The sequence below is a fragment of the Pseudomonas sp. Z1-12 genome (assembly GCF_051132015.1).
Classification (GTDB): domain Bacteria; phylum Pseudomonadota; class Gammaproteobacteria; order Pseudomonadales; family Pseudomonadaceae; genus Aquipseudomonas; species Aquipseudomonas zanjanensis.
Window position 1 is genome coordinate 3,282,704 of record NZ_CP071647.1, and the last position, 24,209, is coordinate 3,306,912.

22 protein-coding genes are annotated in these 24,209 nt (G+C 62.6%); 11 read left to right on the forward strand and 11 right to left on the reverse strand.

Annotated features, from left to right (window positions below):
• Positions 1-219 precede the first annotated feature (219 nt).
• The 8 genes from J3P85_RS13835 to J3P85_RS13870 all read left to right on the forward strand — a co-directional run bounded on the left by J3P85_RS13835 (position 220) and on the right by J3P85_RS13870 (position 8,572).
• A complete protein-coding gene (locus tag J3P85_RS13835) occupies positions 220-807 on the forward strand; it encodes a hypothetical protein (protein ID WP_225917576.1) in 588 nt (195 codons plus the stop codon).
• Positions 804-2,081, forward strand: a complete 1,278-nt coding sequence (locus J3P85_RS13840; RefSeq protein ID WP_434706232.1) for an MFS transporter — start codon at positions 804-806, stop codon at positions 2,079-2,081. The genes J3P85_RS13835 and J3P85_RS13840 overlap by 4 nt, the downstream gene beginning before the upstream one ends.
• The gene (locus tag J3P85_RS13845) at positions 2,074-3,042 is read left to right on the forward strand and encodes a fatty acid desaturase family protein (protein ID WP_434706233.1); all 969 of its coding nucleotides are present in this window, start codon (positions 2,074-2,076) and stop codon (positions 3,040-3,042) included. Before J3P85_RS13840 ends, J3P85_RS13845 begins: the two co-directional genes overlap by 8 nt.
• A 3-nt stretch (positions 3,043-3,045) precedes the next feature.
• Positions 3,046-3,819 (forward strand): metal-dependent hydrolase, encoded by a 774-nt coding sequence (locus J3P85_RS13850; RefSeq protein WP_434706234.1) that lies wholly within the window; start codon positions 3,046-3,048, stop codon positions 3,817-3,819.
• Positions 3,820-3,912: 93 nt separating this feature from the next.
• Positions 3,913-5,292, forward strand: coding sequence for a UDP-glucose dehydrogenase family protein (locus J3P85_RS13855; protein ID WP_434706235.1), 1,380 nt, complete (start codon positions 3,913-3,915; stop codon positions 5,290-5,292).
• A 176-nt stretch (positions 5,293-5,468) separates the two neighbouring features.
• Positions 5,469-6,176 carry an HPP family protein gene (locus J3P85_RS13860; RefSeq protein ID WP_411384634.1) on the forward strand — a complete coding sequence of 236 codons (708 nt, stop codon included), beginning with the start codon at positions 5,469-5,471 and terminating at the stop codon, positions 6,174-6,176.
• A 134-nt stretch (positions 6,177-6,310) separates the two neighbouring features.
• Positions 6,311-7,417 carry an enoyl-CoA hydratase/isomerase family protein gene (locus J3P85_RS13865; RefSeq protein WP_434706236.1) on the forward strand — a complete coding sequence of 369 codons (1,107 nt, stop codon included), beginning with the start codon at positions 6,311-6,313 and terminating at the stop codon, positions 7,415-7,417.
• Positions 7,418-7,420: 3 nt separating this feature from the next.
• Complete coding sequence (locus J3P85_RS13870; RefSeq protein WP_434706237.1) at positions 7,421-8,572, forward strand: acyl-CoA dehydrogenase family protein; 1,152 nt, start codon at positions 7,421-7,423, stop codon at positions 8,570-8,572.
• Positions 8,573-8,964: 392 nt separating this feature from the next.
• Here J3P85_RS13870 and J3P85_RS13875 read toward each other — a convergent pair whose 3' ends face one another.
• From J3P85_RS13875 to pssA, 7 genes are all read right to left on the reverse strand, one after another.
• Positions 8,965-9,738, reverse strand: a complete 774-nt coding sequence (locus J3P85_RS13875) for an enoyl-CoA hydratase (RefSeq protein WP_024617255.1) — start codon at positions 9,736-9,738, stop codon at positions 8,965-8,967.
• Between the two features lie 13 nt (positions 9,739-9,751).
• A complete protein-coding gene (locus J3P85_RS13880; protein ID WP_250963739.1) occupies positions 9,752-10,879 on the reverse strand; it encodes an acyl-CoA dehydrogenase in 1,128 nt (375 codons plus the stop codon).
• Positions 10,880-10,888: 9 nt separating this feature from the next.
• Positions 10,889-12,079, reverse strand: a complete 1,191-nt coding sequence (locus J3P85_RS13885) for an acetyl-CoA C-acyltransferase (protein WP_434706238.1) — start codon at positions 12,077-12,079, stop codon at positions 10,889-10,891.
• Positions 12,080-12,092: 13 nt separating this feature from the next.
• Positions 12,093-12,854, reverse strand: a complete 762-nt coding sequence (locus tag J3P85_RS13890) for an SDR family NAD(P)-dependent oxidoreductase (protein WP_434706368.1) — start codon at positions 12,852-12,854, stop codon at positions 12,093-12,095.
• Between the two features lie 16 nt (positions 12,855-12,870).
• Entirely contained in the window at positions 12,871-14,535 is a 1,665-nt protein-coding gene (locus tag J3P85_RS13895) for an AMP-binding protein (RefSeq protein WP_434706239.1), read from the reverse strand.
• A 337-nt stretch (positions 14,536-14,872) separates the two neighbouring features.
• Positions 14,873-15,889, reverse strand: a complete 1,017-nt coding sequence (locus tag J3P85_RS13900; protein ID WP_434706240.1) for an AraC family transcriptional regulator — start codon at positions 15,887-15,889, stop codon at positions 14,873-14,875.
• Positions 15,890-15,900: 11 nt separating this feature from the next.
• Positions 15,901-17,244: a CDP-diacylglycerol--serine O-phosphatidyltransferase gene (pssA, locus tag J3P85_RS13905; RefSeq protein WP_186705578.1), complete on the reverse strand. Its 1,344-nt coding sequence runs from the start codon at positions 17,242-17,244 to the stop codon at positions 15,901-15,903.
• A gap of 121 nt (positions 17,245-17,365) precedes the next feature.
• Here pssA and J3P85_RS13910 point away from each other — a divergent pair, with 121 nt between their 5' ends.
• From J3P85_RS13910 to J3P85_RS13920, 3 genes are all read left to right on the forward strand, one after another.
• Positions 17,366-17,929 (forward strand): TetR/AcrR family transcriptional regulator, encoded by a 564-nt coding sequence (locus tag J3P85_RS13910; RefSeq protein ID WP_434706241.1) that lies wholly within the window; start codon positions 17,366-17,368, stop codon positions 17,927-17,929.
• A 44-nt stretch (positions 17,930-17,973) separates the two neighbouring features.
• Positions 17,974-18,453: a DUF1348 family protein gene (locus J3P85_RS13915; protein ID WP_434570198.1), complete on the forward strand. Its 480-nt coding sequence runs from the start codon at positions 17,974-17,976 to the stop codon at positions 18,451-18,453.
• A 329-nt stretch (positions 18,454-18,782) separates the two neighbouring features.
• Positions 18,783-19,184 (forward strand): hypothetical protein, encoded by a 402-nt coding sequence (locus J3P85_RS13920; protein ID WP_192260232.1) that lies wholly within the window; start codon positions 18,783-18,785, stop codon positions 19,182-19,184.
• A gap of 36 nt (positions 19,185-19,220) precedes the next feature.
• Here J3P85_RS13920 and J3P85_RS13925 read toward each other — a convergent pair whose 3' ends face one another.
• The 4 genes from J3P85_RS13925 to J3P85_RS13940 all read right to left on the reverse strand — a co-directional run bounded on the left by J3P85_RS13925 (position 19,221) and on the right by J3P85_RS13940 (position 24,126).
• A complete protein-coding gene (locus J3P85_RS13925; RefSeq protein WP_434706242.1) occupies positions 19,221-21,644 on the reverse strand; it encodes a TonB-dependent siderophore receptor in 2,424 nt (807 codons plus the stop codon).
• 228 nt (positions 21,645-21,872) lie between these two features.
• The gene (locus tag J3P85_RS13930) at positions 21,873-22,817 is read right to left on the reverse strand and encodes a FecR domain-containing protein (RefSeq protein WP_434706243.1); all 945 of its coding nucleotides are present in this window, start codon (positions 22,815-22,817) and stop codon (positions 21,873-21,875) included.
• Positions 22,817-23,326 carry a sigma-70 family RNA polymerase sigma factor gene (locus tag J3P85_RS13935; protein ID WP_186706814.1) on the reverse strand — a complete coding sequence of 170 codons (510 nt, stop codon included), beginning with the start codon at positions 23,324-23,326 and terminating at the stop codon, positions 22,817-22,819. The genes J3P85_RS13930 and J3P85_RS13935 overlap by 1 nt, the downstream gene beginning before the upstream one ends.
• A 278-nt stretch (positions 23,327-23,604) precedes the next feature.
• On the reverse strand, positions 23,605-24,126 hold the full coding sequence (locus J3P85_RS13940; protein ID WP_186706812.1) for an SgcJ/EcaC family oxidoreductase: 522 nt from the start codon (positions 24,124-24,126) through the stop codon (positions 23,605-23,607).
• Positions 24,127-24,209 lie beyond the last annotated feature (83 nt).

A 24,209-nucleotide genomic window follows, 5' to 3' on the forward strand; every position in this document is an offset into this window, starting at 1 on the left:
CGGTGAGCCCTCCAGCTGATGCAAGCATTCCTGAAAAACAGAACGCCCAAAGCACCGATTAAAACCCCGATTCACCCGCCACGCAGACATGACGCGCAGCGCGGCGAGATGTCCCGTGAGGAGGAGGTCTGCGTTCGGTTCCTGTCATGCGCAGACATCCCTTCCTTGCTGGAGCTCGAACAAAAGAAATGGACGGACGATCAACGAGCCGATGCCGCCATGCTTGCATCGCGAATCGCCGCATTCCCGGCCCTGAGTGTCGGTGCGTTTTGCGCACGCAGCGGCACGGCGCGGGCGTCGTTGTTCATGAAGCCGACCCGGCACGATCACATTCGCCAATGCTCGACCTGGGCCGACTGCGCCAGGAAGCAGCACGGCGATGAATCCGCCAGGACTGGCGCGCTGTTTGGCATCAGCCTGAGCAGTGTCGACCCCAAGGCCGCGAACGCCGTTTTCGAGTTTTTCTGGCCCTACGCCCTGAAACAGGGCTGGTCGGACGTCTACCTTGGTTCCCCCGTTCCGGGCCTGCGCGACTGGCTGTCGAAGAATCCGGATACACCGGTCACCCGCTACGTGCAAAGCCAGCGCCAGGGGCTGCCACTGGATCCCCAACTGCGCTACTACTTCAAAAAGGGATTTCGGCGAATTGTCGCGATCCGGGACAACTACTTTCCCCATGAGCCCTCATTGGACGTCGGCGTGCTGATCCAGGGCAAGGTGCCGCTGTCGGGGCTGTCGTTCATCTGGAAAAGGCTCCCGCTGAGCTGGTTGCAGCGCATGAAAAAACTGTTTTTCGTGTGCTTGTGAATACCTCCCTTGCGCTGGAGGGCCAGGCGCGACCACTGGCTCATGATCGCAATTTCCGCCGTCTGCTGGCGTGCGCCGTGGCATCGATGGTGGGCGATCAATTCACCCTGGTCGCCTTTCCCTTGCTCATCATGGCGATATCGCCAGAGCCCATGACGCTTGGCTGGGCATTCGCCGCGCTGGCTCTGCCGCGGGCCCTGTTCCTGTTGACCGGCGGCTCGCTGGTCGACCGGTTCGGTGCCCGTTCGATCTGGATGTCCGGCTGCTACGGCAGTGCGCTGACCCTGGTCGGCCTGGCCTGGGCGCTCTACACCGGCCATGCCACGTTACCGATCATCTATGGGGCGGCGGCACTGTTGGGGCTGTTTAGCGCGCTCACGCTGCCGGCGGGCAGCGCGCTGGTGCCTGGTATTGTGGACCCGCGCAACCTAGAACGGGCCAACGGCATTTTCCTGGCCCTCAGGCAGTTGACCATCGCCATCGGACCGGTCGCCGCCGGCGGGCTCATCGCCCATGCCTTCCTACCCCTCGGCACGCGACCGGCGGCCAACGCTGCCCTGGACGGTTATGTCATCGCGTTTGCCCTCGATGCGCTGACCTTCGCGCTGTCCGCATTCGGGTTGCGAACCTTGCCTATCCGTCTGATTCCTGGGGCCGAAACAAGCCGCCATAGCACCACAGAAGGCTTGCGTTATTTCTTTCACAATCGCCCTCTGCGCACGTACCTGAGCTACATGGCAGCCATGACACTGCTCATGAGCGGGCCGGTGCAGGTCGCCTTGCCATTGCTGGCTCACGCACGCTTCACGCCTGAGGCCACCGCATTGGGATGGCTGTTCGGCGCCCAAGGGGCCGGCACGCTACTCGGCATGCTGATGTTTACCGCCAGCCCAAAACTGCGAATCGTCAACCTGGGCGTCACGCTACTCGCTGTCGACGCCGCCATCGCCTTGCTGGTAATGCCGCTGGGGTGGGTCCATGCCCTTTGGCAAGGGGTGGCCTTGCTGTTTGCCATTGGCGTCTTTGGCGGCTTCGTGCAGGTCATGGCGTTCACCTGGCTGCAGCGGGCCTTGCCAGCACATTTGCTTGGACGCGGCATGAGCCTGTTCATGCTGGTGTTTTTTGGGTTGGCACCCGTCTCGGCGGCGATATCGGGTTGGGTCTTGCAATGGGCTTCCATCGAGATCCTGTTCCTGGCCACTGGCGCCCTACTCCTGGCGGTGGTGTTTTTCTCCTATTTCGGGTCAGGCCTGAGGAGGCTCTCGGATGTTTAACCAAACCCATGAACCTGTCCAAGCCTCGCGGCCCGACCGTAGCGTTGAACGCGCCCGGTTGCTGGAGTGGGGACGCCCCGCCCCGTTGCGCCTGCTTGCCTGTACGGTTTTCGAATGGGTGCTCATTGTGGGGGCGGCTGGCCTGGCTATCCAGGCGGAATCGATTTTCGCCACGGTGCTGGCCGTTGTGCTCATCGGCACCCGGCAACATGCGTTGCTCATTCTCATGCACGAGTTTTCACACCGCCAATTCAGCCGGACCCGCCCGGTACTCAACGACACGCTGGGGGATCTCCTGACGGCGCTTCCTTTCACCATCACCTTGTTCGGCTTCCGGCGAGACCACGCCGCCCACCACCTGCATACGGCCACCGAGCGTGATCCCAACTGGGCATCGTGCATAGGACAGGATCGGTTCACCTTCCCCAAGTCCAGTTTCGATGTGGTCATCCTGCTGATCAAGCATTGCGGCGGCCTGTACAGCCTGCACGAATTCAAAACGGCCTTGGTGACGTCGAAAATGGCCTCGCAATGTCCCCCTTCTACTCAATACCGGCAATGGATCTTTGCAATCGTGGTGGCCGCGCTCCTCACCGGGTTCCACTTATGGCTGGCGGCCCTGGTGTACTGGCTGGTTCCTATGTTCACGGTGCTGATGGCGCTGTTGTATTGGCGCGATGTGGCCGAACACTTTGCACTGCCCCAACCCGGCCACGGTGTTTCTCGAACCGTCATTGCCCCTTGGTGGGAGCGCCTGTTGATTGCTCCTCATGGCGTGGGCTTTCATGCCGAGCACCATCGGTATCCCGCCGTACCCGGTTTTCGCCTGGCACAGGTGCACACGGCGCTCATGGAAGACCCGGCGTACGTCGAGCGAGCGCACGTCACCCGTGGCTATTGCACGGGGCTGATACGCGAAGTCGCTGCCTATACCGCTGTAAGCTCACGCACGAGGAACTGACCGATGGACTCCATCCGACAGCAGGCCACCGATCGTCCTGACGCTGGCATCTGCATTGAACCCTTCTGGAACGACACACCGATCAAGACCTACCTGTTCGACGCGTTCTCGGTGCTGCTGCCCGCTGGCGAACAGTTCGTGATATTGGTGGTGGAGTCATCCGCCTTGCGCTTGCCGCCAACCTCGACGCTGGCTGAACAATCGCGCCGCTTCGTGGCCGAGGAACGCGCCCACCAGCGAGCGCACCGGTTGTACAACCAGCAATTGGAAAAGCAGGGGTTTGAGGTCCGAAAATACGAACACGGGATCGAAAAGGATCTCGATGCCTTGCGCAGCAAATTGTCACTCAATGCGCAGTTGTCCTTGGCCGCTGCGTTTGAACACGTGACAGCGGTCACGTCCCGGATCGCCTTGCGCGACGGCGGGCTGCTATCAACCCGCGTCTCACCACAAACACGCCTGTGGCGCTGGCATTGCGCCGAGGAAGTCGCCCATCAGCATGTCACCACCGACCTGCTGCAGGCGCTGGGTGTCCCCTATTGGCAGCGCATTCTTTATTTTCTGGCAGCGTCGGCGCTCATGACATTCGATGTCCTGCGTCATCTGTACGGCTTTGCTCGCCTGGACATCGCCCGAGGCCGCGTCAGCGCTAAACGACTGCGACAGGCGACGGGCCGGCTGCTGCTACGCGATGGCGCAAACCTGGCGTTGCTGGCCGCTGGATGGGCCGCCTACTTTCTACCGCTGAAAGCACCTGCGGCGGCGGACTGTAAGTGAACTGCAATATCCCCGACTTATTCTGAGCCCAGCGCACTGCGGCGAACGCGGGTTGTGCAGGTCGCCCACTCGGAATGATCCAGGGAATCCGCCATGAAGATCAGTGTATTCGGAAGTGGTTACGTAGGGTTGGTCCAAGCCGCCGTGTTGGCCGAAGTGGGCCATGACGTGGTGTGCATGGACATCGACGAGCGCAAGGTCGACAGCCTGCGGCAAGGCCAGGTGAGTATTTTCGAGCCCGGCCTGGCCGCGCTGGTGCGTGAAGGGCTGGAGACCGGGCGCTTGCACTTCACCTGTGACGAACAACTTGCCGTGCAACACGGCCAGGTGTTGTTTATCGCGGTGGGCACGCCCTCCAGGGACGATGGCAGCGCGGACTTGAGCCAGGTCCTGGCCGTCGGCGAGGCGGTTGCCCGTTATCGCGAGCAACCGCTCATTGTGGTGGAGAAATCCACCGTGCCGGTGGGCACCGGCGACGTCCTGCGGGCGCACATCGACAAATGCCTGCTCAAGGCCAGTCGCTTGCTGCAGTTCGATATCGTCTCCAACCCGGAATTTCTCAAGGAAGGCTCGGCGGTCGCCGATTGCCGTCGTCCGGACCGCATCGTGATCGGGTGCGAGCGCGATGAAGTGCGCGAAACCATGCGTGACCTGTACGCGCCGTTCAACCGCAACCACGACCGGATCCTGTTCATGGACCTGCGCAGCGCCGAACTGACCAAATACGCCGCCAACGGCATGCTGGCGACCAAGATCAGCTTCATCAACCAGATCGCCGAACTGGCCGAACACCTGGGGGCCGACATCGAGTCCGTGCGCCTGGGCATTGGCGCCGACTCGCGCATCGGCTACCACTTCATCTACCCGGGATGCGGCTACGGCGGCTCGTGCTTTCCCAAGGACATGCGCGCCTTGATCCACACCGCCGAGCAGGCCCATTGTTCCAGCGACTTGCTGCAAGCAGTGGAAGCCATCAACGGGCGGCAGAAACACAAACTGTTCGAACGGATTAACGCGTTCTTCCAGGGCGACCTGCGCGGCAAGACGTTCGCGCTATGGGGCCTGGCCTTCAAGCCCAACACCGACGACATGCGCGACGCACCGAGCCGCACCCTGCTGGAATCGCTCTGGGCCGCGGGGGCCAGCGTCCGTGCGTATGACCCGGAGGCGATGCAGCAGACGCAACTGCTCTACCCCGACGAGACCCGACTCATGTTGATGGGCACGCCGGAATCGGTGTTGCCGGGCGCCGACGCGCTGGTCATCTGCACCGAATGGCAGCCCTTCAAGGCGCCGGACTTCGACCTGCTCCGGCAGCGGCTCAAGGCCCCGGTGATTTTCGACGGTCGCAACCTGTTTGACCCGGAGCGCATGGCCGACAAGGGCTTCACCTATTTCCCGATGGGCCGCGGGCAATCCCGCGGCCTGCCCATTGCCCAGCAGACCTGGTTCCCTGCCTCCAGAAGTGCTTGAGCGAGATCGTTACCTCAAAATTAATGCACTCAAGCAGCATTAATATGAATTTGTAAGCGAGGGTTGTGACCGGCACACTGTGCACCGTTCCTCCCCCAACTGTTGGAACACTTAAAGGGCTTTCTGGGACCTCCCCGTAAGCCCCTTTTTTTGTTCGTTTTTTGGATTTTCGCTTAATGCTTTCTCGCTGGATCCCCGCCGCCATCAATACCCGTCCCACCGAATGGAGCCGCGCCGCCATCGGCATGGCATTGGGGACACTGTTCAGCGTCTGGCTATGTGGCCAGGTCTTTGGCCTTGAGGTGGCACAACACCTGATCGGGCCCCTCGGGGCTTCGGCCGTGCTGTTGTTTGCCGTGTCATCGGGCGCCCTCGCCCAGCCGTGGTCGATTGTCGGCGGTTACCTGTGTGCGTCGGTCGTGGCGCTGCTGGTGGCCCATGTGCTGGGGCGTACGCTGGGCAGCGCCTGCCTGGCGGCCGGCATGGCGCTGGTGCTGATGTGCTGGCTGCGTTGCCTGCACCCGCCGGCTGGTGCCCTGGCGGCGACGTTGGTGCTGGCGGATCCGTCTATCGTTGCCCTGGACTGGCAGGCGGTTGGCGCGGCCATGCTGGCCGGCTCCGGGTTGCTCACCTTTGCGCTGGCCTACAACAACCTGACGCGGGTGCGCTATCCCAAGCGCGCCAGCGAACCGGTGGCCGTCATACCGGCTGACCACCCTCCCGTCGACCGCCAGGCCATCACCGCCGAAGACCTGAAGTTGGCCTTGGCGGAAATGGAGGCATTCTTCGACGTCACCCCGGAAGATCTGGAACAACTCATCCACGTCAGCGAGCGAAATGCCAAGCGCCGCAGCATCACGGAGGTCCTTTCAAGTCGCGGTTGAGCCTGTGGCTGCTATAAATATGCAGACAGGACCTGCACGTATCCCGGTTGTGCAAGGCAAATTTGCACTGGTACGATCCTGATCGGGTACGCGCGACACAATTCATAAAAAACAATAAAAGCAGGGAGTTAGCGATGACAGCTCAGGTTTCATCCCAAGCTGCGGAAACCATCGAAGCCGTGGCCCATGAGGTGCTGGTCGACGTTCGCAATCACGTCGGCCACTTGACCCTGAACCGCCCCGCCGGCCTCAATGCCCTGACCCTGGGCATGGTGCGCAGCTTGCAACAACAACTCGATACGTGGGCACTCGACCCACAGATCCGCGCCGTGGTACTGCGTGGCGCCGGTGACAAAGCGTTCTGCGCCGGCGGTGATATCCGCTCGCTCTACGACAGTCACAAACAAGGCGATACCCTGCATGAAGATTTCTTCGTCGAGGAATACGCCCTCGACCTGACGATCCACCACTACCGCAAACCGATCCTCGCCTTGATGGACGGCTTCGTGCTGGGCGGCGGCATGGGCCTGGTGCAAGGCGCCGACCTGCGGGTCGTGACCGAACGCAGTCGCCTGGGCATGCCAGAAGTCGCCATCGGTTATTTCCCCGACGTCGGCGGCAGTTATTTCCTGCCGCGCATTCCCGGTGAGCTGGGGATCTACCTGGGGGTCAGCGGCGTACAGATTCGCGCCGCCGACGCGTTGTACTGCGGGCTTGCCGACTGGTACCTCGACAGCCGCAAGCTCAAGCAACTGGACGAGCGCCTCGATCGGTTGGAATGGCACGACACACCGCTCAAGGATCTGCAAAGCCTGCTGGCCAAACTCGGCCAGCAACAGCTCCCTGCCCCGCCCCTGGCCGACTTGCGCCCAGCCATCGACCATTTCTTTGCCCTGCCCGACGTACCGAGCATGGTCGAGCAGTTGCGCCAGGTCACCGTCGCCAACAGCCATGAATGGGCGGTGAAGACCGCCGACCTGCTGGACAGCCGCTCGCCCCTGGCCATGGCCGTGACCTTGCAAATGCTGCGGCGCGGCCGACATTTGAGCCTGGAAGACTGTTTTGCCCTGGAGCTGCACCTGGACCGGCAATGGTTCGAACGCGGAGACCTGATCGAAGGCGTGCGCGCCTTGCTGATCGACAAAGACAAGAACCCGCGCTGGAACCCGCCGACCCTGGAGGCGCTGGACGCCGACCATGTGGCGAGTTTCTTCGACGGCTTCGATGACCACGGGAACTGAGCCATGCACGACCTCGAACTGACCGAAGAACAAGTGATGATCCGCGACATGGCCCGGGACTTCGCCCGTGGTGAAATCGCCCCCCATGCCCAGGCCTGGGAAAAGGCCGGCTGGATCGATGACGGCCTGGTGGCAAAGATGGGCGAACTAGGCCTGTTGGGGATGGTGGTGCCGGAAGAATGGGGCGGCACCTATGTCGACTACGTGGCCTATGCCCTGGCGGTGGAGGAAATCTCCGCGGGCGACGGTGCCACCGGGGCGCTGATGAGCATCCACAACTCGGTGGGTTGCGGGCCGGTGCTGAATTTCGGCACCGATGAACAGAAGCAGACGTGGCTGGCGGAGCTCGCCAGTGGCCAGGCCATTGGCTGCTTCTGCCTGACCGAACCCCAGGCCGGGTCCGAAGCCCACAACCTGCGCACCCGGGCCGAACTGCGCGATGGCCAATGGGTGATCAGTGGCGCCAAGCAGTTCGTCAGCAACGGCAAGCGGGCGAAACTGGCGATTGTGTTTGCCGTCACCGATCCGGAGCTGGGCAAAAAAGGTATTTCGGCGTTCCTGGTGCCTACCGATACGCCGGGATTCATCGTCGATCGCACTGAACACAAGATGGGCATCCGCGCCTCGGACACCTGCGCGGTTACCTTGAACAATTGCACCATTCCCGAGGCCAATCTGCTGGGCGCGCGTGGCAAGGGCTTGGCCATTGCCCTGTCCAACCTGGAAGGCGGCCGCATCGGCATCGCGGCGCAAGCCCTGGGCATCGCCCGCGCAGCGTTTGAAGCGGCGCTGGCCTACGCCCGCGATCGTGTCCAGTTCGACAAGCCGATCATCGAGCACCAGAGCATCGCCAACCTGCTGGCCGACATGCACACCCGCATCAACGCCACCCGCCTGCTCATCCTCCACGCCGCCCGGTTGCGCAGCGCCGGCAAGCCGTGCCTGTCGGAAGCCTCCCAGGCCAAGCTGTTCGCCTCGGAAATGGCCGAAAAGGTCTGCTCCTCGGCCATACAGATTCATGGCGGGTACGGGTATCTCGAGGATTATCCGGTAGAACGCTACTACCGCGATGCACGGATTACCCAGATCTACGAAGGGTCGAGCGAAATACAGCGAATGGTCATCGCCCGGGAACTGAAACACTACCTGGTGTAGCGGCAGGAAAAGCATCGCGAGCAAGCTCGCTCCCACAGGGTTCAGCGGCGTACACAAATACTGCGTACACCACCGATCCACTGTGGGAGCGAGCCTGCTCGCGAAAGCGGTGCATCTGTCACAACAATGCCGAATGTACCGCCGCTATCGCGGGCAAGCCCAGCTCCCACAGGGTTCAGCGGCGTACTCAAATGCTGCGTACACCCCAGATCCATTGTGGGAGCGAGCCTGCTCGCGAAAGCGGTGCATCTGTCACAACAATGCCGAATGTACCGCCGCTATCGCGGGCAAGCCCAGCTCCCACAGGGTTCAGCGGCGTACACAGGCTGCGCACACCCCCGATCCACTGTGGGAGCGAGCTTGCTCGCGATGGCGCCAGTCGGAACGCCGCATTACTTGTCCTGAAACTCCGCCGCACGCTTGGCCACGAACGCCGCCATGCCTTCCTTCTGGTCCTGCGTCGCAAACGCCGCATGGAATACCCGGCGCTCGAAACGCACGCCTTCGGACAGGCTGACTTCAAAGGCGCGGTTGACGCTTTCCTTGACCATCATGCTAATGGGCACCGACTTGGAGGCGATCAACGCTGCAGTTTTCAGCGCATCGTCCAGCAGTTCATCGGCCGGTACGATCCGCGCGACGATGCCGCAACGCTCGGCTTCCACCGCGTCGATGAAACGCCCGGTCAGGCACATTTCCATGGCCTTGGCCTTGCCCACCGCACGGGTCAGGCGCTGGGTGCCGCCCATCCCCGGCAGGACGCCGAGGTTGATCTCCGGCTGGCCGAACTTGGCGTTGTCCCCGGCCAGAATGAAATCACACATCAACGCCAGCTCGCAGCCACCGCCCAAGGCAAAACCGTTCACCGCGGCGATGATCGGCTTGCGGCGGTTGGCCACGCGGTCGCTGTCGCTGAACAGGTCGTCCAGGTAGATTTGCGGGTAGGTCAGCTCAGCCATTTCCTTGATGTCGGCTCCGGCGGCGAAGGCCTTTTTCGAGCCGGTCAGCACGATGCAGCCAATCTTCGGATCCGCCTCCAGGCTGTCCAGGGCCTGGTTCAGCTCGCTGACGATCTGCGCATTCAAGGCGTTCAAGGCCTGGGGACGGTTGAGGGTGATCAGGCCGACGCGGTCCTTGATCTCCAATAGAATCGTTTCGTAGCTCATGCAGGACTCCTATTCAAAGATTGCGCGAAATGACCATGCGCTGAATGTCGCTGGTGCCTTCATAAATCTGGCAGACCCGCACGTCGCGGTAGATACGCTCCAGCGGGAAATCATTGAGGTAACCGTAACCGCCCAGCGTCTGCAACGCCATGGAGCAGACCTTCTCGGCCATTTCCGAAGCGAACAGCTTGGCCATGGACGCTTCCACCAACGCTGGCTGGCCGTTGTCCCGCAGGGCGGCGGCGTAATGCACCATTTGCCGGGCCACGGCGATCTGGGTCGCCATGTCCGCCAGGCGGAACGCCACCGCCTGATGCTCGATGATCGGCTTGCCAAAACTGGAGCGTTCCCGCGCATAGTCCCGGGCCGCTTCGAACGCGGCGCGGGCCATGCCCACCGCTTGCGCCGCGATGCCCACCCGGCCGCCTTCCAGGTTGGCCAGGGCGATCTTGTAGCCCTCGCCCTCCTCACCCAGGCGATTGCCCACCGGCACCTTCACATCCTCGAACAGGATCTGGCAGGTGTCGGACGCGTGCTGGCCGAGTTTATCTTCCACCCGCGCCACGCTGTAGCCCGGCGAATCGGTCGGCACGATGAAGGCACTGATGCCCCGCTTGCCGGCGCTCGGATCGGTCACCGCGAACACGATCACCACCCCGGCGTTCTGCCCGGAGGTAATGAACTGCTTGCAACCGTTGAGCACGTAATGATCACCCTCCAGCCGCGCCCGTGTCTTGAGGCTGCTGGCGTCCGACCCGGCCTGGGGCTCGGTCAGGGCGAACGCGCCCAGCATCGCGCCGCTGGCCAGGGGCGTGAGGAATTTCGCCTTCTGCTCATCGGTGCCGAACTTGAGGATCGGCACGCAGCCCACCGAATTGTGCACGCTCATGATGGTCGAGCATGCGCCATCGCCGGCGGCGATTTCCTCCAGGGTCATGGCATAGGCCAGGTAACCGGTGTCACAACCGCCCCACTGCTCCGGCACCAGCATGCCGAAAAAGCCCAGTTCGGCCATTTCACCGATGGCTTCCCGGGGGAAACGGTGTTCACGGTCCCATTCGGCGGCGAACGGTTTCAGCCGCTCCTCGGCGAACTGCCGGGCCATGTCACGGATTTGGGTCTGTTCTTCAGTCGGGAGCATGGTGATTCCTTAATACAGGCATTCGACGGCCATGGCCGTGGCTTCGCCGCCGCCGATGCAGATCGCCGCGACGCCGCGCTTCAAGCCTTTCTGGCGCAGGGCCGACAGCAGCGTCACCAGGATCCGTGCGCCAGACGCGCCAATCGGGTGGCCCAACGCACAGGCACCGCCGTGGACGTTGACCTTGTCATGGGCGATTTCCAGCTTGGCCATGGTCACCAGCCCCACCACGGCGAAGGCTTCGTTGACTTCAAACAGATCGACTTGATCCAGCGACCATCCGGTCTTTTGCATCAATTTCTTCACGGCACCAATCGGCGCAGTGGGAAACAGGCTCGGGGTATCGGCGAACGCCGCGTGACCGTGGATCACCGCCAATGGCTTGAGGCCACGCTCGGCTGCCTGGCTTTGGCGCATCAGCACCAGGGCGGCGGCGCCATCGGAAATGGAACTGGCGTTGGCTGCCGTCACCGTGCCGCCGTCGCGGAACGCCGGCTTGAGCGAGGCGATCTTATCGATCCGCGCTTTCGGCGGTTGTTCGTCGTGGCGAATGGTCACTTGTTCCTTGCCGACCATGACTTGCAACGGCACGATCTCGGCGTCGAAACTGCCGTCCTTGATCGCCTGCTGGGCGCGGGTCGTGGAAGCAATGGCGAAGGCGTCCTGGGCCTCGCGGCTGAAACCGTTGGCCTCGGCGCAATCTTCGGCGAAGGTGCCCATCAGCCGACCTTTGTCGTAGGCGTCTTCCAGGCCGTCGAGGAACATGTGGTCAAGCACCCGGCCATGGCCCATGCGGTAACCACCGCGGGCACGGTCCAGCAGGTACGGCGCGTTGGACATGCTCTCCATGCCACCGGCCACCACCACCTCGGCACTACCGGCGATGAGCATGTCATGGGCCAGGATCGCCGCTTCCATGCCCGAACCGCACATCTTGTTGAGCGTGGTGCAGCGGGTCGATTTGGCGAGCCCGGCGCCCAGCGCGGCCTGACGCGCCGGGGCTTGGCCTTGGCCGGCGGCGAGCACGCAACCGAACAGCACCTCTTCAACCGCGTCCGGCGCGACGCCGGCACGCTCCACGGCGGCCTTGATGGCGGCGGCACCCAGTTGTGGCGCGGTGAGGCTTTTCAATTCGCCCTGAAAACCGCCCATGGGGGTGCGGACGGCGCTGACAATAACAATAGGATCGTTGGACATCATGAATCCTCCTGACTTATTTGGCTGCCATACGCAAGGCACCGTCGAGACGGATCACCTCGCCGTTGAGCATGCTGTTCTCAATGATATGCCTGACCAGTGCCGCGTACTCGGAAGGTTTGCCCAGGCGCGGTGGGAACGGCACGCCGGCGGCCAGGGAATCGCGCACTTCCGGAGTCATGCCGGCCATCATCGGGGTTTCGAAGATCCCCGGCGCAATGGTCATTACCCGAATACCGAAGCGCGCCAACTCACGAGCGGCCGGCAACGTCAGGCTGGCGATGGCGCCTTTGGAGGCCGCGTAAGCCGCCTGGCCGATCTGCCCGTCGAAGGCCGCCACGGAAGCGGTGTTGATGATCACCCCGCGCTCGCCGTCCGCGTTGGCTTCGGTTTCGGCAATGGCCGCGGCGGCCAGGCGCAGCAGGTTGAAGCTACCAATCAGGTTGACATTGATCACTTGGCTGAAGCTATCCAGAGCGTGGGGGCCGTTCTTGCCGAGGATCTTTTCGCCGCGCACGATACCGGCGCAATTCACCAAGCCATTCAGACCACCAAACGCATCGACCGTGGCCTTGACCGCCGCTTCTGCCGCCGCCTCGTTGCTGATATCAGCCACCACGCTCCGGCAACCCAGTTTTTGCGCCTGGGCAGCCACGGCGTCGGCGTTGAGGTCCACCAGCATCACCTGGGCGCCGGCCTTGACCAGCATTTCACCGGTGGCCGCGCCGAGGCCGGAAGCACCGCCGCTGACGAGGAAAATCTTGTTGTCGATCTGCATCATGGTTTCCTTGGATTCAAGCTGAAACGTTCTGCGCCAAAGTCTCTTGAACCTTGGCGATTTCCTGGTTGCGCAAGATAAAGCGCTGCAACTTGCCGCTTGGGGTTTTCGGCAAGTCGCTGACAAATTCGATTTCACGGGGATAGGCATGGGCCGCCAGGCGCTGGCGCACGTGCAGGCGCAGCTCCTCGGCCAGCTCCGGTGAGGCGCGGTATTGGGCGCCGAGCACCACGAAGGCCTTCACCAACTCGGTACGCTCCGGGTCCGGCTTGCCGATTACCGCCGCTTCCACGACGGCTGGGTGTTCGATCAGCGCGCTTTCCACATCGAACGGACCGACCCGGTAACCGGAGGTGGTGATCACGTCGTCGCTGCGGCCGACGAAGCTGATGCTGCCGTCCGGGTTCAGCTCCACGGTGTCGCCACTGAGGTAGTAGTCACCGACGAAGGCCTTGGTCGGTCCGCCTTCGTAACCGGCGAACCAGCACATGGGCGACTGGCTGCGGTCCACCGCGAGAATACCCGGCTGGCCCACACCCAGTTCGCGCTGGTTTTCATCCAGCACGACGATGCGATGGCCCGGCGAGGCGAAACCGGCCGCGCCCAGGTGAACGGGATGTTCCAGCCCATGGTGATTGCACAGCACCATGCCCAGTTCGGACTGGCCGTAATGGTCATGGATCACCACGTTGAGGTTGTCGGCAAACCACCGGATCACCTCGGGGTTCAACGGCTCGCCGGCGCTGCTGACGATGCGCAGTTTGCCCTTGATGGAGCGGGCGAACTGCTCGCCGCCGGCGATCAACAAGCGATAGGCCGTGGGCGAGCCGGTCAGGTTGGTGATGCCGTATTTGTTGATGATTCGGCAGGTGCTTTCGAGAGTGAATGGGCCATCGTAGAAGGTGATCGGATGCCCCATGGCCAGCGGTCCGGTCACGCCAAAATAGATGCCGTAGGCCCAACCCGGGTCGGCGACGTTCCAGAAGGCGTCTTCCGGGCGCAGGTCCACCGCGTCACGCATGTAGCTTTGGAACGCCACGATGGCCTTGAGCGGCACCGACAGCGCCTTGGCAGGCCCCGTGGTGCCAGAGGTGAACATCAGCAGGAACGGGTCTTCACCGGTGAGCATCAGCGGTTCGCATTGGCTGGATTGGTTCGCCACTTCGGCCCAGAAACTATAGTCGCCGCGCACGATGCCCTGGCCCTTTTCGCCGCCGACCGTCACGACGGTGGGGCAACCGGCGACTTCGTTGAGCTTGGGACGGTTGACGGCATCCGTGACGACAATGCGCGCCCCTGAGCTGCCGAGGCGGTGCTCGATGGCCTTGGGGCCGAACGCAGTGAACAACGGTTGATACACCGCGCCGATACGCCAGGTGGCGAGGACCACGATCAGCAGTTCAGCGGTGCGCGGCAGCAGGCCGGCCACTTTGTCACCCTTGCCGACGCCTTGGGCGCGCAGGAAATTGGCGAACTGCGCGGCGTTGTCCTGCAGGTCGCGGTAAGTCCAGGTGGCCTCGCTGCCGTCACGGCCCTCCCAGAACAAGGCGATGCGCCCCGGCAACGCATGCCGGTCGCAACACTCGACGCAGGCATTGAGCGCCTCGAGCGAGCCGTGCAATGCGGCGTTGACGGTGTGCAGGTAATCGAACTGCGACGTGGCGGACGAATAATCGCGCATGACCAGAATCCCTCTGTACTTTTTATTGGGTGGGGGAACCGTGAAGAGCAGGTAAATACTCGCGCCGAAGGGCGGTGGCGGCAATGGTCAAAGCCATCAAGTTGCTTGACTGGTTTGGCCATGGTTGGAGGGATGTGTTGCCTGTAATGGCCCTATCGCGAGCAGGCTCGCTCCCACAGGGAGGCTTGGGCAGTCACAGAGTCGCGGCCCACCTCCAATCCATTGTGGGAGCGAGCTTGCTCGCGATGGCGCCGGATCAGTTGCATTGATGTCGACTGACACACTGCTATCGCGAGCAAGCTCGCTCCCACAGGAGGGCAGTGTCGGATTCAGCGGATCAGTCGCTCTCGTTGAGAATCAGGCTGCGATAATGCCCCGGGTTGGACCCGGACCATTTGCGAAACGCCTTGTAGAAGGAACTGGCATCGGCGAAACCCAGGCGCGAGGCGATTTCGACGAAGCTGATGGAGGGCTCGGCCAGCCAGGTGATCGCCAGGTCCTTGCGCACGCTGTCCTTGAGCCCTTGGTAAGTCTGGCCCTCTTCCGCCAGGCGTCGACGCAGGGTCGAGGCGGACACACACAACTGCTGGGCCAGGGCCTCGGTTTCCGGCCACTGGTCGGCGGGCAGTTGCCGCAGGTCGTGGCGGATACGGCTGGCCAGGCTTTGCGGGTTGCGGTATTTGACCAGGATGTTGGCCGGAGCCTGGGCCAGGAAGCGCTTGAGCTCATCGGCGTTGCGCCGGATAGGCAGGTCGAGGCATTCGGCGGCGAAAATCATCCGCGTGCGTGGCCGGTCAAAGCGCAGGTTCTGGGAAAACATCACGCGATAGTCGTCGCAGAAATCCGGCGCCGGGCAGCGCAGTTCGACGGACAGAATGGGAATACGTCGCCCGGCCAGCCAACAGGCCACGCCATGGACGATCATCCAGTAGGTGAAATACGTAAAGGCCCGGCGCGGCGCCTGGTCATCTTCCAGCAGCACGATCTCCGCCAGGCTTTGCTGGCGCACCCATTGAGCCGGCAGGTGTTCGAGCATCAGCGACAGAAACCCCAGCCCCGCCGTCAAACCCGTCGCCAGCGTGGGCTGGGCCATGGCGCACTGGCAGAGAAACGCCAGGCTGCCGGACTTGAGCTTGCGCGGGTCCATGCCGAAAAACTCGTCATCCAACCGCCGGGCCAGTAAACGCCAGAGCCGCGCATAGGCATGGGCCGGGACCCGCGCCTGGGGATCGTCGAGCAGTGCCGGGGCTATGCCGACCTTGCTCAGGACCTCATCGGTAGCGGCCCCGGGGGCGCAGCTTTGCAGCAGCGCCTCACGTACCAACTGGATGGAAATGGTGTCTTTTTCCGACATGGCGCGGATGTTCACAGGATCCGGTAGAGCAGCCGTTCGATCCGCACCCGGCTGACCCGCTTCAGGAACCTGGCCACGGCCTCGGGGTAGTCCGGCAGGGTTTCCAGGTCCAGGTAACGCTCTATTCGCTGGGTGTGGCGGTAGATCTGCTCGAGTTCGGCCTGGCGCGGCGCAAGCAGCTCGCCCTTGGGGTCGTCCAGCAACAGCGCGTTTTCCAGGTCCAGACGAAAGGCCCGGGGGTTGAGGTTGTTGCCGGTCAGCAAGGTGTAGCGCTCGTCGACCCACATGCCCTTGAGGTGATAGGTGTTGTCCCCGTCGCGCCACAAGTGCAGGTTCAGTTGACCGCTGTCGATCGCCCGCTGATGTCGCTTGGCGAAGCGACGCAGGCTGATTTCGTAGAGGTAGGGCAGCGCCGCGATGATCTTGAACGGCTCGCTTGGCGGAATGTAGAAGTCGTTGGCGGTCTTGTCACCGACGATGATGTCGATCTTGACCCCGCGGGCCAGGGCGCGGTTGAGCTCCCGGGTCACGGCCAGGGGCAGGTTGAAATATGGGGTGCAGATCGTCAGTTGCTGGCGGCTGCTGGCGATCAGTTCACCGATCACCCGGCTCAGGGGATTGTTCTTGCCCACGCCCAGCAGTGGGCTCACTGACAGGCCGCTTTTGTCGAGGCTGCCGGCGCTGGTGTCATAGGTCGCGTACTTCAAGCGACTGCGCAGGTCACCGATGTCCTTGCGCAAACTGCGGGTGCTGGGCAGGTTCGGCAGGTCCAGGCGATGCACGGCCCGGGACGTGACCAGGCCATGCTGCACCAGGTGGTGCATCGAATCGGCCAATGCCGTGTTCTGCAACAGGTGATAGCGGTCGTAGCGGTATTTGTCGAACTTGTGCAGGTACACGTTGTTCAGGCTGGCGCCGCTGTACAGCACGCAGTCATCGATCACGAAACCTTTCAAATGCAGCACGCCGAACAGCTCGCGGGTCTGCACCGGCACGCCGTAGATCGGCACTTCGCTGGCATGGGTGCGGGTCTGCTCCTGGTACCACGCCGAGTTGCCGGGCTGCTTCTTGGCGCCGATCAGCCCGCGCTGGGCCCGCAGCCAGTCCACCACCACGACCACGTCCAGTTCCGGACGCGCCGCTTTGGCGGCATGCAGGGCGTCGAGGATTTCCTGGCCGGCCTCGTCCTGTTGCAGGTACAGGGCGACGATGTAGATGCGCTGGGTCGCCTGGGCGATTTTCTCCAGCAGGCAACGGCGGAATTGAGCAGCGCCATCGAGGATGGTCACCGCGTCGGCGGTCAGTGCAAAGCTGCGCAGCTTGGGCAGCAGGGAGCGTTTGAAGAGCGACGGCATAGGGCTCGCAAAAGGTCGATTCCGAAGAACGGATGAGCTTACACCATGGATGGGTTCGGGTCTTCCTGTCGTCAAGAAAAAAAGACTTGACCAAGGAGAACGATCATTCTACTTTCAATTCATGAACGATATCACTGGTAATGAAACACGAGACATCATCCTCGATGTCGCCGAAAAGTTGATCTATAGAAGTGGCATCGCTGCCACCGGCATGGACCTTCTGGTGAAAACCGCCGGCGTCTCCAGGAAAAGTGTCTATCGCTACTTCGCCAACAAGGACGACCTGATCGTGGCCGCCCTCAAGCGACGGGACGAGCGCTGGATGCAATGGTTCAGCAGCGAGGTGGACAAGGCGCCCACCCCCACCGCACGGCTGCTCAACCTGTTCACCGTGCTCAAGGGCTGGTTCGACAGCGACGGCTTTCGTGGCTGTGCCTTCATCAATACCAGCGGCGAAACCGGTGATCCGCAAGATCCGGTCCGCCAGGTGGCGAAGCTGCACAAACAGAAGTTGCTCGACTACGTGACCCGGCTATGTGTCGAACAAGGTGTCGAGCGCCCGGATACCCTGGCCCGCCAACTGCTGATCCTGATCGATGGCGCGATTACCGTGGCGCTGGTCATGGGCGACCACAGCGCGGCTGATCATGCCCAGGACATGCTGAAAAAGTTGTTACACGCCTGACCCGTTAAGCCCTGTGCAGTTCATCACCTCACTGGAGATCCGCCATGTCTGCCTCTTCTGAAGTTCGTCCGCCGTTGCCGCCGTTTACCCGTGAATCGGCGATCGAGAAAGTTCGCCTGGCCGAAGATGGCTGGAACGCTCGCGACCCACAAAAAGTATCCCTGGCCTACACACTGGATACCCAATGGCGTAACCGCGCCGAATTCGCCCATAACCGCGAAGAAGCCAAGGCATTCCTGACCCGCAAGTGGGCCAAGGAGTTGGATTATCGGCTGATCAAGGAGCTCTGGGCCTTCACCGATAACCGCATCGCCGTGCGCTATGCCTATGAATGGCACGACGACTCGGGCAACTGGTTCCGTTCCTACGGCAACGAAAACTGGGAGTTCGACGAGCAAGGCCTGATGTCCAACCGCTACGCCTGCATCAACGACATGCCGATCAAGGAAAGCGAGCGCAAGTTCCATTGGCCCCTGGGCCGCCGGCCGGATGATCATCCGGGGTTGTCTGAGTTGGGGTTGTAATTTGCTGGCATTTTCGCCAACTGAACCGCCGTCGTCGCGAGCAAGCTCGCTCCCACAGAGAATCCAGGTCGAGCACAGCATTTTGTGTTCACAGAAATTCAAATGTGGGAGCGAGCTTGCTCGCGATGGCGGTGGAACATTCAACATCCCTGCAAGCTGACCCACCGCTATCGCGAGCAAGCTCGCCCCCACAGTGAAACTGTGGAGTGCACAGCAACGCCAGACCAGCGGCCCCTCCAACAGGCTTGACCCACATGCCGCCAGGCATCACATTGCCTGGGTCGGCGATAAGCCTGCTGTTTCGTTGTGCAGCATTTTTTGTGGAGCCCATGACCGCGTCGATTCCGATCCGTCCCCCCTGCCCGCCCGGCGTCTGCGATTGCGGGCGTGATGCGTTGCTGCAAGCGCCCGGCAGCGACCTGCGCATCCTTTGCCTGAACCGCCAGGAAGAAAAACGCCTGCTCGAACGCCTGGAGAACATCCAGAGCCTCGATGAACTCCAGCGCCTGCAACAACGCTTGTACGAGAACCTGGGTATCCGCTTGCGCGTCGAGCCCGGCTACAACGAAGTGCGGACCATGCGCGGCATCGCCATCGAATTCCAGGACCAGCCCGGCCTGTGTCGCAAGATCCGCCAGTCGATCCCTGCCGCCATTCGCCGCGGCCTGGAAAAACGCCCCGAGATCGCCTGGCGACTGCTGGATGCCCACGACCTGTTTCGCGATACCTGAACCCGGGCAGCTCCCTCCCTGGAGCGGCACGTCGACTTAGAAATCCACCGTCGCGGACAGCAGGTAGGTGCGCGGAGTCGACAGCGTAAGCCCAGGCTCACTGTCATCCGACGCACCGGCCGAACTCCAGTAGCGCTTGTCGGCCACGTTTTCAATGTTGGCCCGCAGGGTGATGTTCTTCTCGTCGATCTTGAAGCCGTAGCGAGCGCCCACGTCGAAACGCGTCCAGGCATCGATCTCCTTGGTGTTGGACTGATCCAGGTACTGCCCGCTGGAGTAGATGCCTCGGCTGGTCAATGTCAGGCCCTGGACAGTCGGCACGTCCCATTCGGCACCGAGGTTGACGTTGTACTTGGGCGTGGCCGGTGCACGGTTGCCATCGAAGGCGCCATTGGTGGTGTCGGTCAGTTCGCTGTCGATGAACATCACACCGCCGAGCAAGCGGGTGCCCTTCAGCGGTTCGCCGAACACGCTCAACTCCACGCCGGTGTTTTCGCGCTTGCCGTTGGGGCCGAAGACGCGAGTCGTGGCGTCAGTCGCGTAGGCCGGTTGCTTGATCCGGAACACCGCGGCGGTGACCGCGAACGGGCCGGCGTCGTACTTGGCGCCCACCTCGACCTGACGGCTGATGAACGGCGGAAAAATCTCATCCTCGTTCACCGAGGTCGACGGCGCGATCTTGCCCTGGCTCATGCCTTCCATGTAGTTGGCATACAGCGACAGCTTGTCCGTCGCCTTGAACAGGATGCCGCCCGACGGCGAAACCTTTTCTTCATCGTAGGCGGTGTCGCCCTTGACGTCATTGGTCCAGTCGTCAACCTTCACCCGTTGCCAGCGAGCGCCGAGGGTCAGCAGCAAGCGGTCCTCGAACAGCCCCAGGGTGTCAGACAACGCCACGCCGCTGAAGCGGTTCTCGGTGTAGACCTTATCGTCCTGTCGCGTCGGGTTGCTCGGCGTCGGGGTCTGCACCGGGTCGTACAGGTTGCTGCGGCCGTTGGCGTAACGAGCGCCACCATTTTCGAAGTCCATATAGAAATAACTGGCCGCCAGGTTGACCTCATGGCTCACCGGACCGGTATGGAACCAGTTGCGTACCCCGGCCGTGGCCGTGCGGACATTTTCCTCCCGGGTAAAGTCACGGGGCTGGACGGTGAAGTCGCCCGCGTCATTGGTGACCGAAACGTTGTGCCGAAGGAAGTCGTGGTCACTTTTACGCGCGCCGACACCGCCATACAGCATCACGGAATCGCTGAGATCGAACTCAGCATTCACGGCGCCGAAAGTGTCCTGGGTGCGCGCCTTGCTCCACCGCTGAGCGTAGTTGTCGCGCACATCGCTGGCGTGAGGAACCTGCGCGTTGGCGCCGACCTGCACACGTTCCTGGGGCGCGTCGGTGTTACGTTCGGTGTGGCCAATGTCGGTCGACAGTCGCAGGCGTTCCCCGCGAAAATCCAGGCCCAGCACCGCCATCTCGCGGTCCACGCTCTGGTGATCCCATTCGGTGTCGCCCGCCTGCTTCACGCCGTTGAAGCGGATACCGAACTTGTCCTCCTCCCCAAAGCGCCGACCGACATCCACCGCCCCGCCCAACTGGTTATTGGAGGCGTAGCTGCCGGTGAATGAGGTGATGGGCTTGTCGGTGGCGCGCTTGGGCACCACGTTGATCCCGCCCCCCACGCTGCCCCGCGGCGAGACACCGTTGATGAGCTGGCTCGGCCCCTTGAGGATATCGACGCGTTCGGCCATCTCCATATCGATGGTGTACGTCGGCAGGATGCCGTAGAGGCCGTTGTAGGCGACATCACTGTTGAACAGGCTGAACCCACGAATGGTGAACTGCTCGTAGCGTCCGCCCGCCGGGTTGGTGGCGCGGACCGAGGGGTCGCTGGCGATCAGGTCGCCCAGGGTCCGCGCCTGCTGGTTCTTGACCGTAGTGCTGGTGTAAGTGGTCATGCTGAACGGCGTTTCCATGAAATCCCGCGAGCCCAGCAAGCCTTGGGAACCGCGCCGTGCCACCTGGCCGCCGGCATACACCGGGCTGTCCGTCGACGCCGCGGCGCCGAAAATAGAAGTGGGCGCCAACTGCAGGCTGCCGCCCTCTGGCGCCGGCATCAGGATGTACGCCTGCTCCCCCACCGGCTGCAATTGCAGGCCCGAGCCTCGCAACAGCCGGGCAAACCCCTCTTCCACACCAAACTCCCCCGAGAGCCCGGCGCTGTTGCGCCCGCTCACCAAGGCTGGGTCCACCGAGAGGTTGACCCCGGCCAGCCCGGCAAACCGGGTCAACGCCGCGCTGAGGCTGCCAGCCGGCACCTGGTAACTGCGCCGGACGGTTTCTTCGGCCTGGCTCGATGAGATGAAAAAAGGGCTGGCACCCAGGCTCAGCATGAGGCTCAGGTTCAACAGCGGACGCCAGCCGGCAAAGGCCGGGCGCAAACGCAAAGGAACAACTGCGGACATTGGAAAGCGCTCTCGTTTTTGTTCAGTTGCCTTGAATGACAAGCGAGACAAAAAAAGGGGACAGGCCTCGAAACGACACCCCTCCGTGGCGAGGGAGCTTGCTCCCGCTGGGGTGCGAAGCGCCCCCAAAATGAAGCAAATAGCATCCATCTGACACACCACGGCGGCTGGCTTAGGGGTCGCTGCGCAACCCAGCGGGAGCAAGCTCCCTCGCCACAGGGGGCGGCCTCAGGCCATTTTTTTGCGAGGCGTCAACGTCACCCAGTAACGAGTACGCATGTGCACGTCCAACGGCAGGCTGGCGGCAAGCAGCGTGAGGATTCGATCGGTGTTGTCCAGGCGGAAGCTGCCAGTGATTCGCAGCGGTTCCAGGGTTTCGTCCCAGCGCAAAACACCAGGACGATAACGGTCCAGCTCCCGCAGGAAATGCCCCAGCGGCTGGTCCTGCGCAACCAGTATCCCGTCACGCCAACCCAGCTGGGCCACATCGAACGCCCGCACCGGCCCTGCGCCCGAGGCCTGGAAGTTGACCTGCTGGCCCTCTTCCAAGCTCAGCGAAGGCCCGCGCAAGGGTTGCAGTTGCGCCGAGCCGCTGAGCACCGACACCCGGCAGTCACCCTCACCCAAGTGCAGGCAGACTTCGCCACGATTGAGGGTGATGAGCCCATAGAGGGACTGAACGGACAGCGGCGTGCTCCCGGCGAGCTTGAGGGCCATCTCCCCGCGCACCAACACCAGGCGCCGAGCGTTGAGATCCAGGTCAACGGCGCTGTCGGTGTTCAGTTGCAGCGCACTGCCGTCGACCAGCGTCCAGCGCCGTTGCTCCCCCGTGGCGGTGTGCAAGTCGGCGCGCCAGACCTCCAACGGCAGCTCTCGCCCCAACAGCCAGGCAGCCGGGACCAATGCAGCGACGCCCAATGCGCGCTTGAGCACCGCGCGCCGGGCCAGCGCCGGACGGTCCAGGGTGGCCATGCCCAGGGAGGCTGGCACCCCGGCAAAGCGCTGGCGCAATCGCTGGGCCTTCTGCCAGGCCGCCTCGTGGTGAGCGCTGCTGTCGCGCCAGCGTTGCAGGGCCGCCGAGTCGAACGCGTCGCCGTCGAATTCCATCAGGGTCAACCAGCGGGCAGCCGCCCGTGCCGCTTCACGGGCCTCGGGTGATGGCGTCGACGACATCAGAAGTCCACCAACAGGCAATGCTCGTAGGCCTGGGCCATGTAGCGCTTCACGGTGCGCTCGGAGACTTGCAAGCGCTCGGCGATCTCGCGATAACCCAGGCCTTCGAGCTGACTCCATAAAAAAGCCCGCCGCACCAAGGGCGGCAGGCCATCGAGCAATTCGTCCAGGGCTTGCAGGGTTTCCAGCAGCAGCCAACGCTGTTCCGGCGACGGCGCGCAAGCTTCAGGCAGGTTCGCCAACGCGTCGAGGTACGCCTGCTCCAGATTGCGGCGGGTGTAGAAGTTGCTCAGCAGGCGCTTGCCGACAGTCAGCAGGTAAGCCCGGGGTTCTTGCAGGTCAGCCAATGGCTGGGCACTGGAAAGCACCCGCAGGAAGGTATCCTGGCGCAGGTCCGCCGCATCCCAGGCATTGCCCATGCGCCGTCGCAACCAGCCTTCCAGCCAACTCCCGTGGTCACGGTACAACGCATGGAGGGATTGCTCCGTCGGCGTAACTGCATCACACATGTCCAGAAGCCTGCGCAAGGTCTTAAATGAGACTGATTCTAATTAATGTTCGCGCATGAATCCAAGTTGTTTATGCAAAGTGTGTCTAAAAGGGGATTGATGGGGCTGCTACGCCTTCCTCGCCACAGGAGGGAACTCAGAGACACTACATTGTGGGAGCGAGCTTGCTCGCGATAGCGGTGGGTCAGCTTGCTTCAATGCCGTTTGGTCTGCCGCCATCGCGAGCAAGCTCGCTCCCACAGTTGGGTCCCACAGCCCGAGCTTTGCGAGCAATGCCATCAGTGACTGGCATGCAACGTCTTCGGCACTTCCGGCATGGCCGAAGAGTGGTGGTTGATGATCTTCCACTGGCCATCGAGGCGCTCGTAAAGGAAGGTGTAGCGCGCCTGGACTTCGCGCTTGGAACCATCGGCCTGGGTCAGGGTGAAGGTATAGACACCGCTGTCCATCGCCGCGTCAGGCCCCAGGTGACGGATCTCGCGGTAGTTGATTTGCCCCACCGGCTTGCCCGCCAGGAAGTGCTCGAAGTAATCCTGGATCAGCGCCGGCGTATTGCGCACCTTGTTGGAAACGGTCGGTTGCAAAATCGCATCCGGGGCATAGAGACCGGTCACGGCGGTGGCGCTACCGGTTTGCAGCGCGGCGTTCCAGCGGTCGAACAGTGCGGCGATTTCCCGATCATTCACGTTCTTGGGCTGTTCGGCCACGGTGCGATACACGTAGGGTGTGGCCTCGACAGCCTGGACAAGCGGCGCGGTCAGCAGGAAAAAAGCAGCGATGGCACAGGTTTTCATTTTCATCGGAAGGCTCCTTTGGGTTTCAATGAGCCCACTTTGCCGGCCTTCCCCACCTTCGCCATCGGCCAACCGGTGCCAATCGCCTA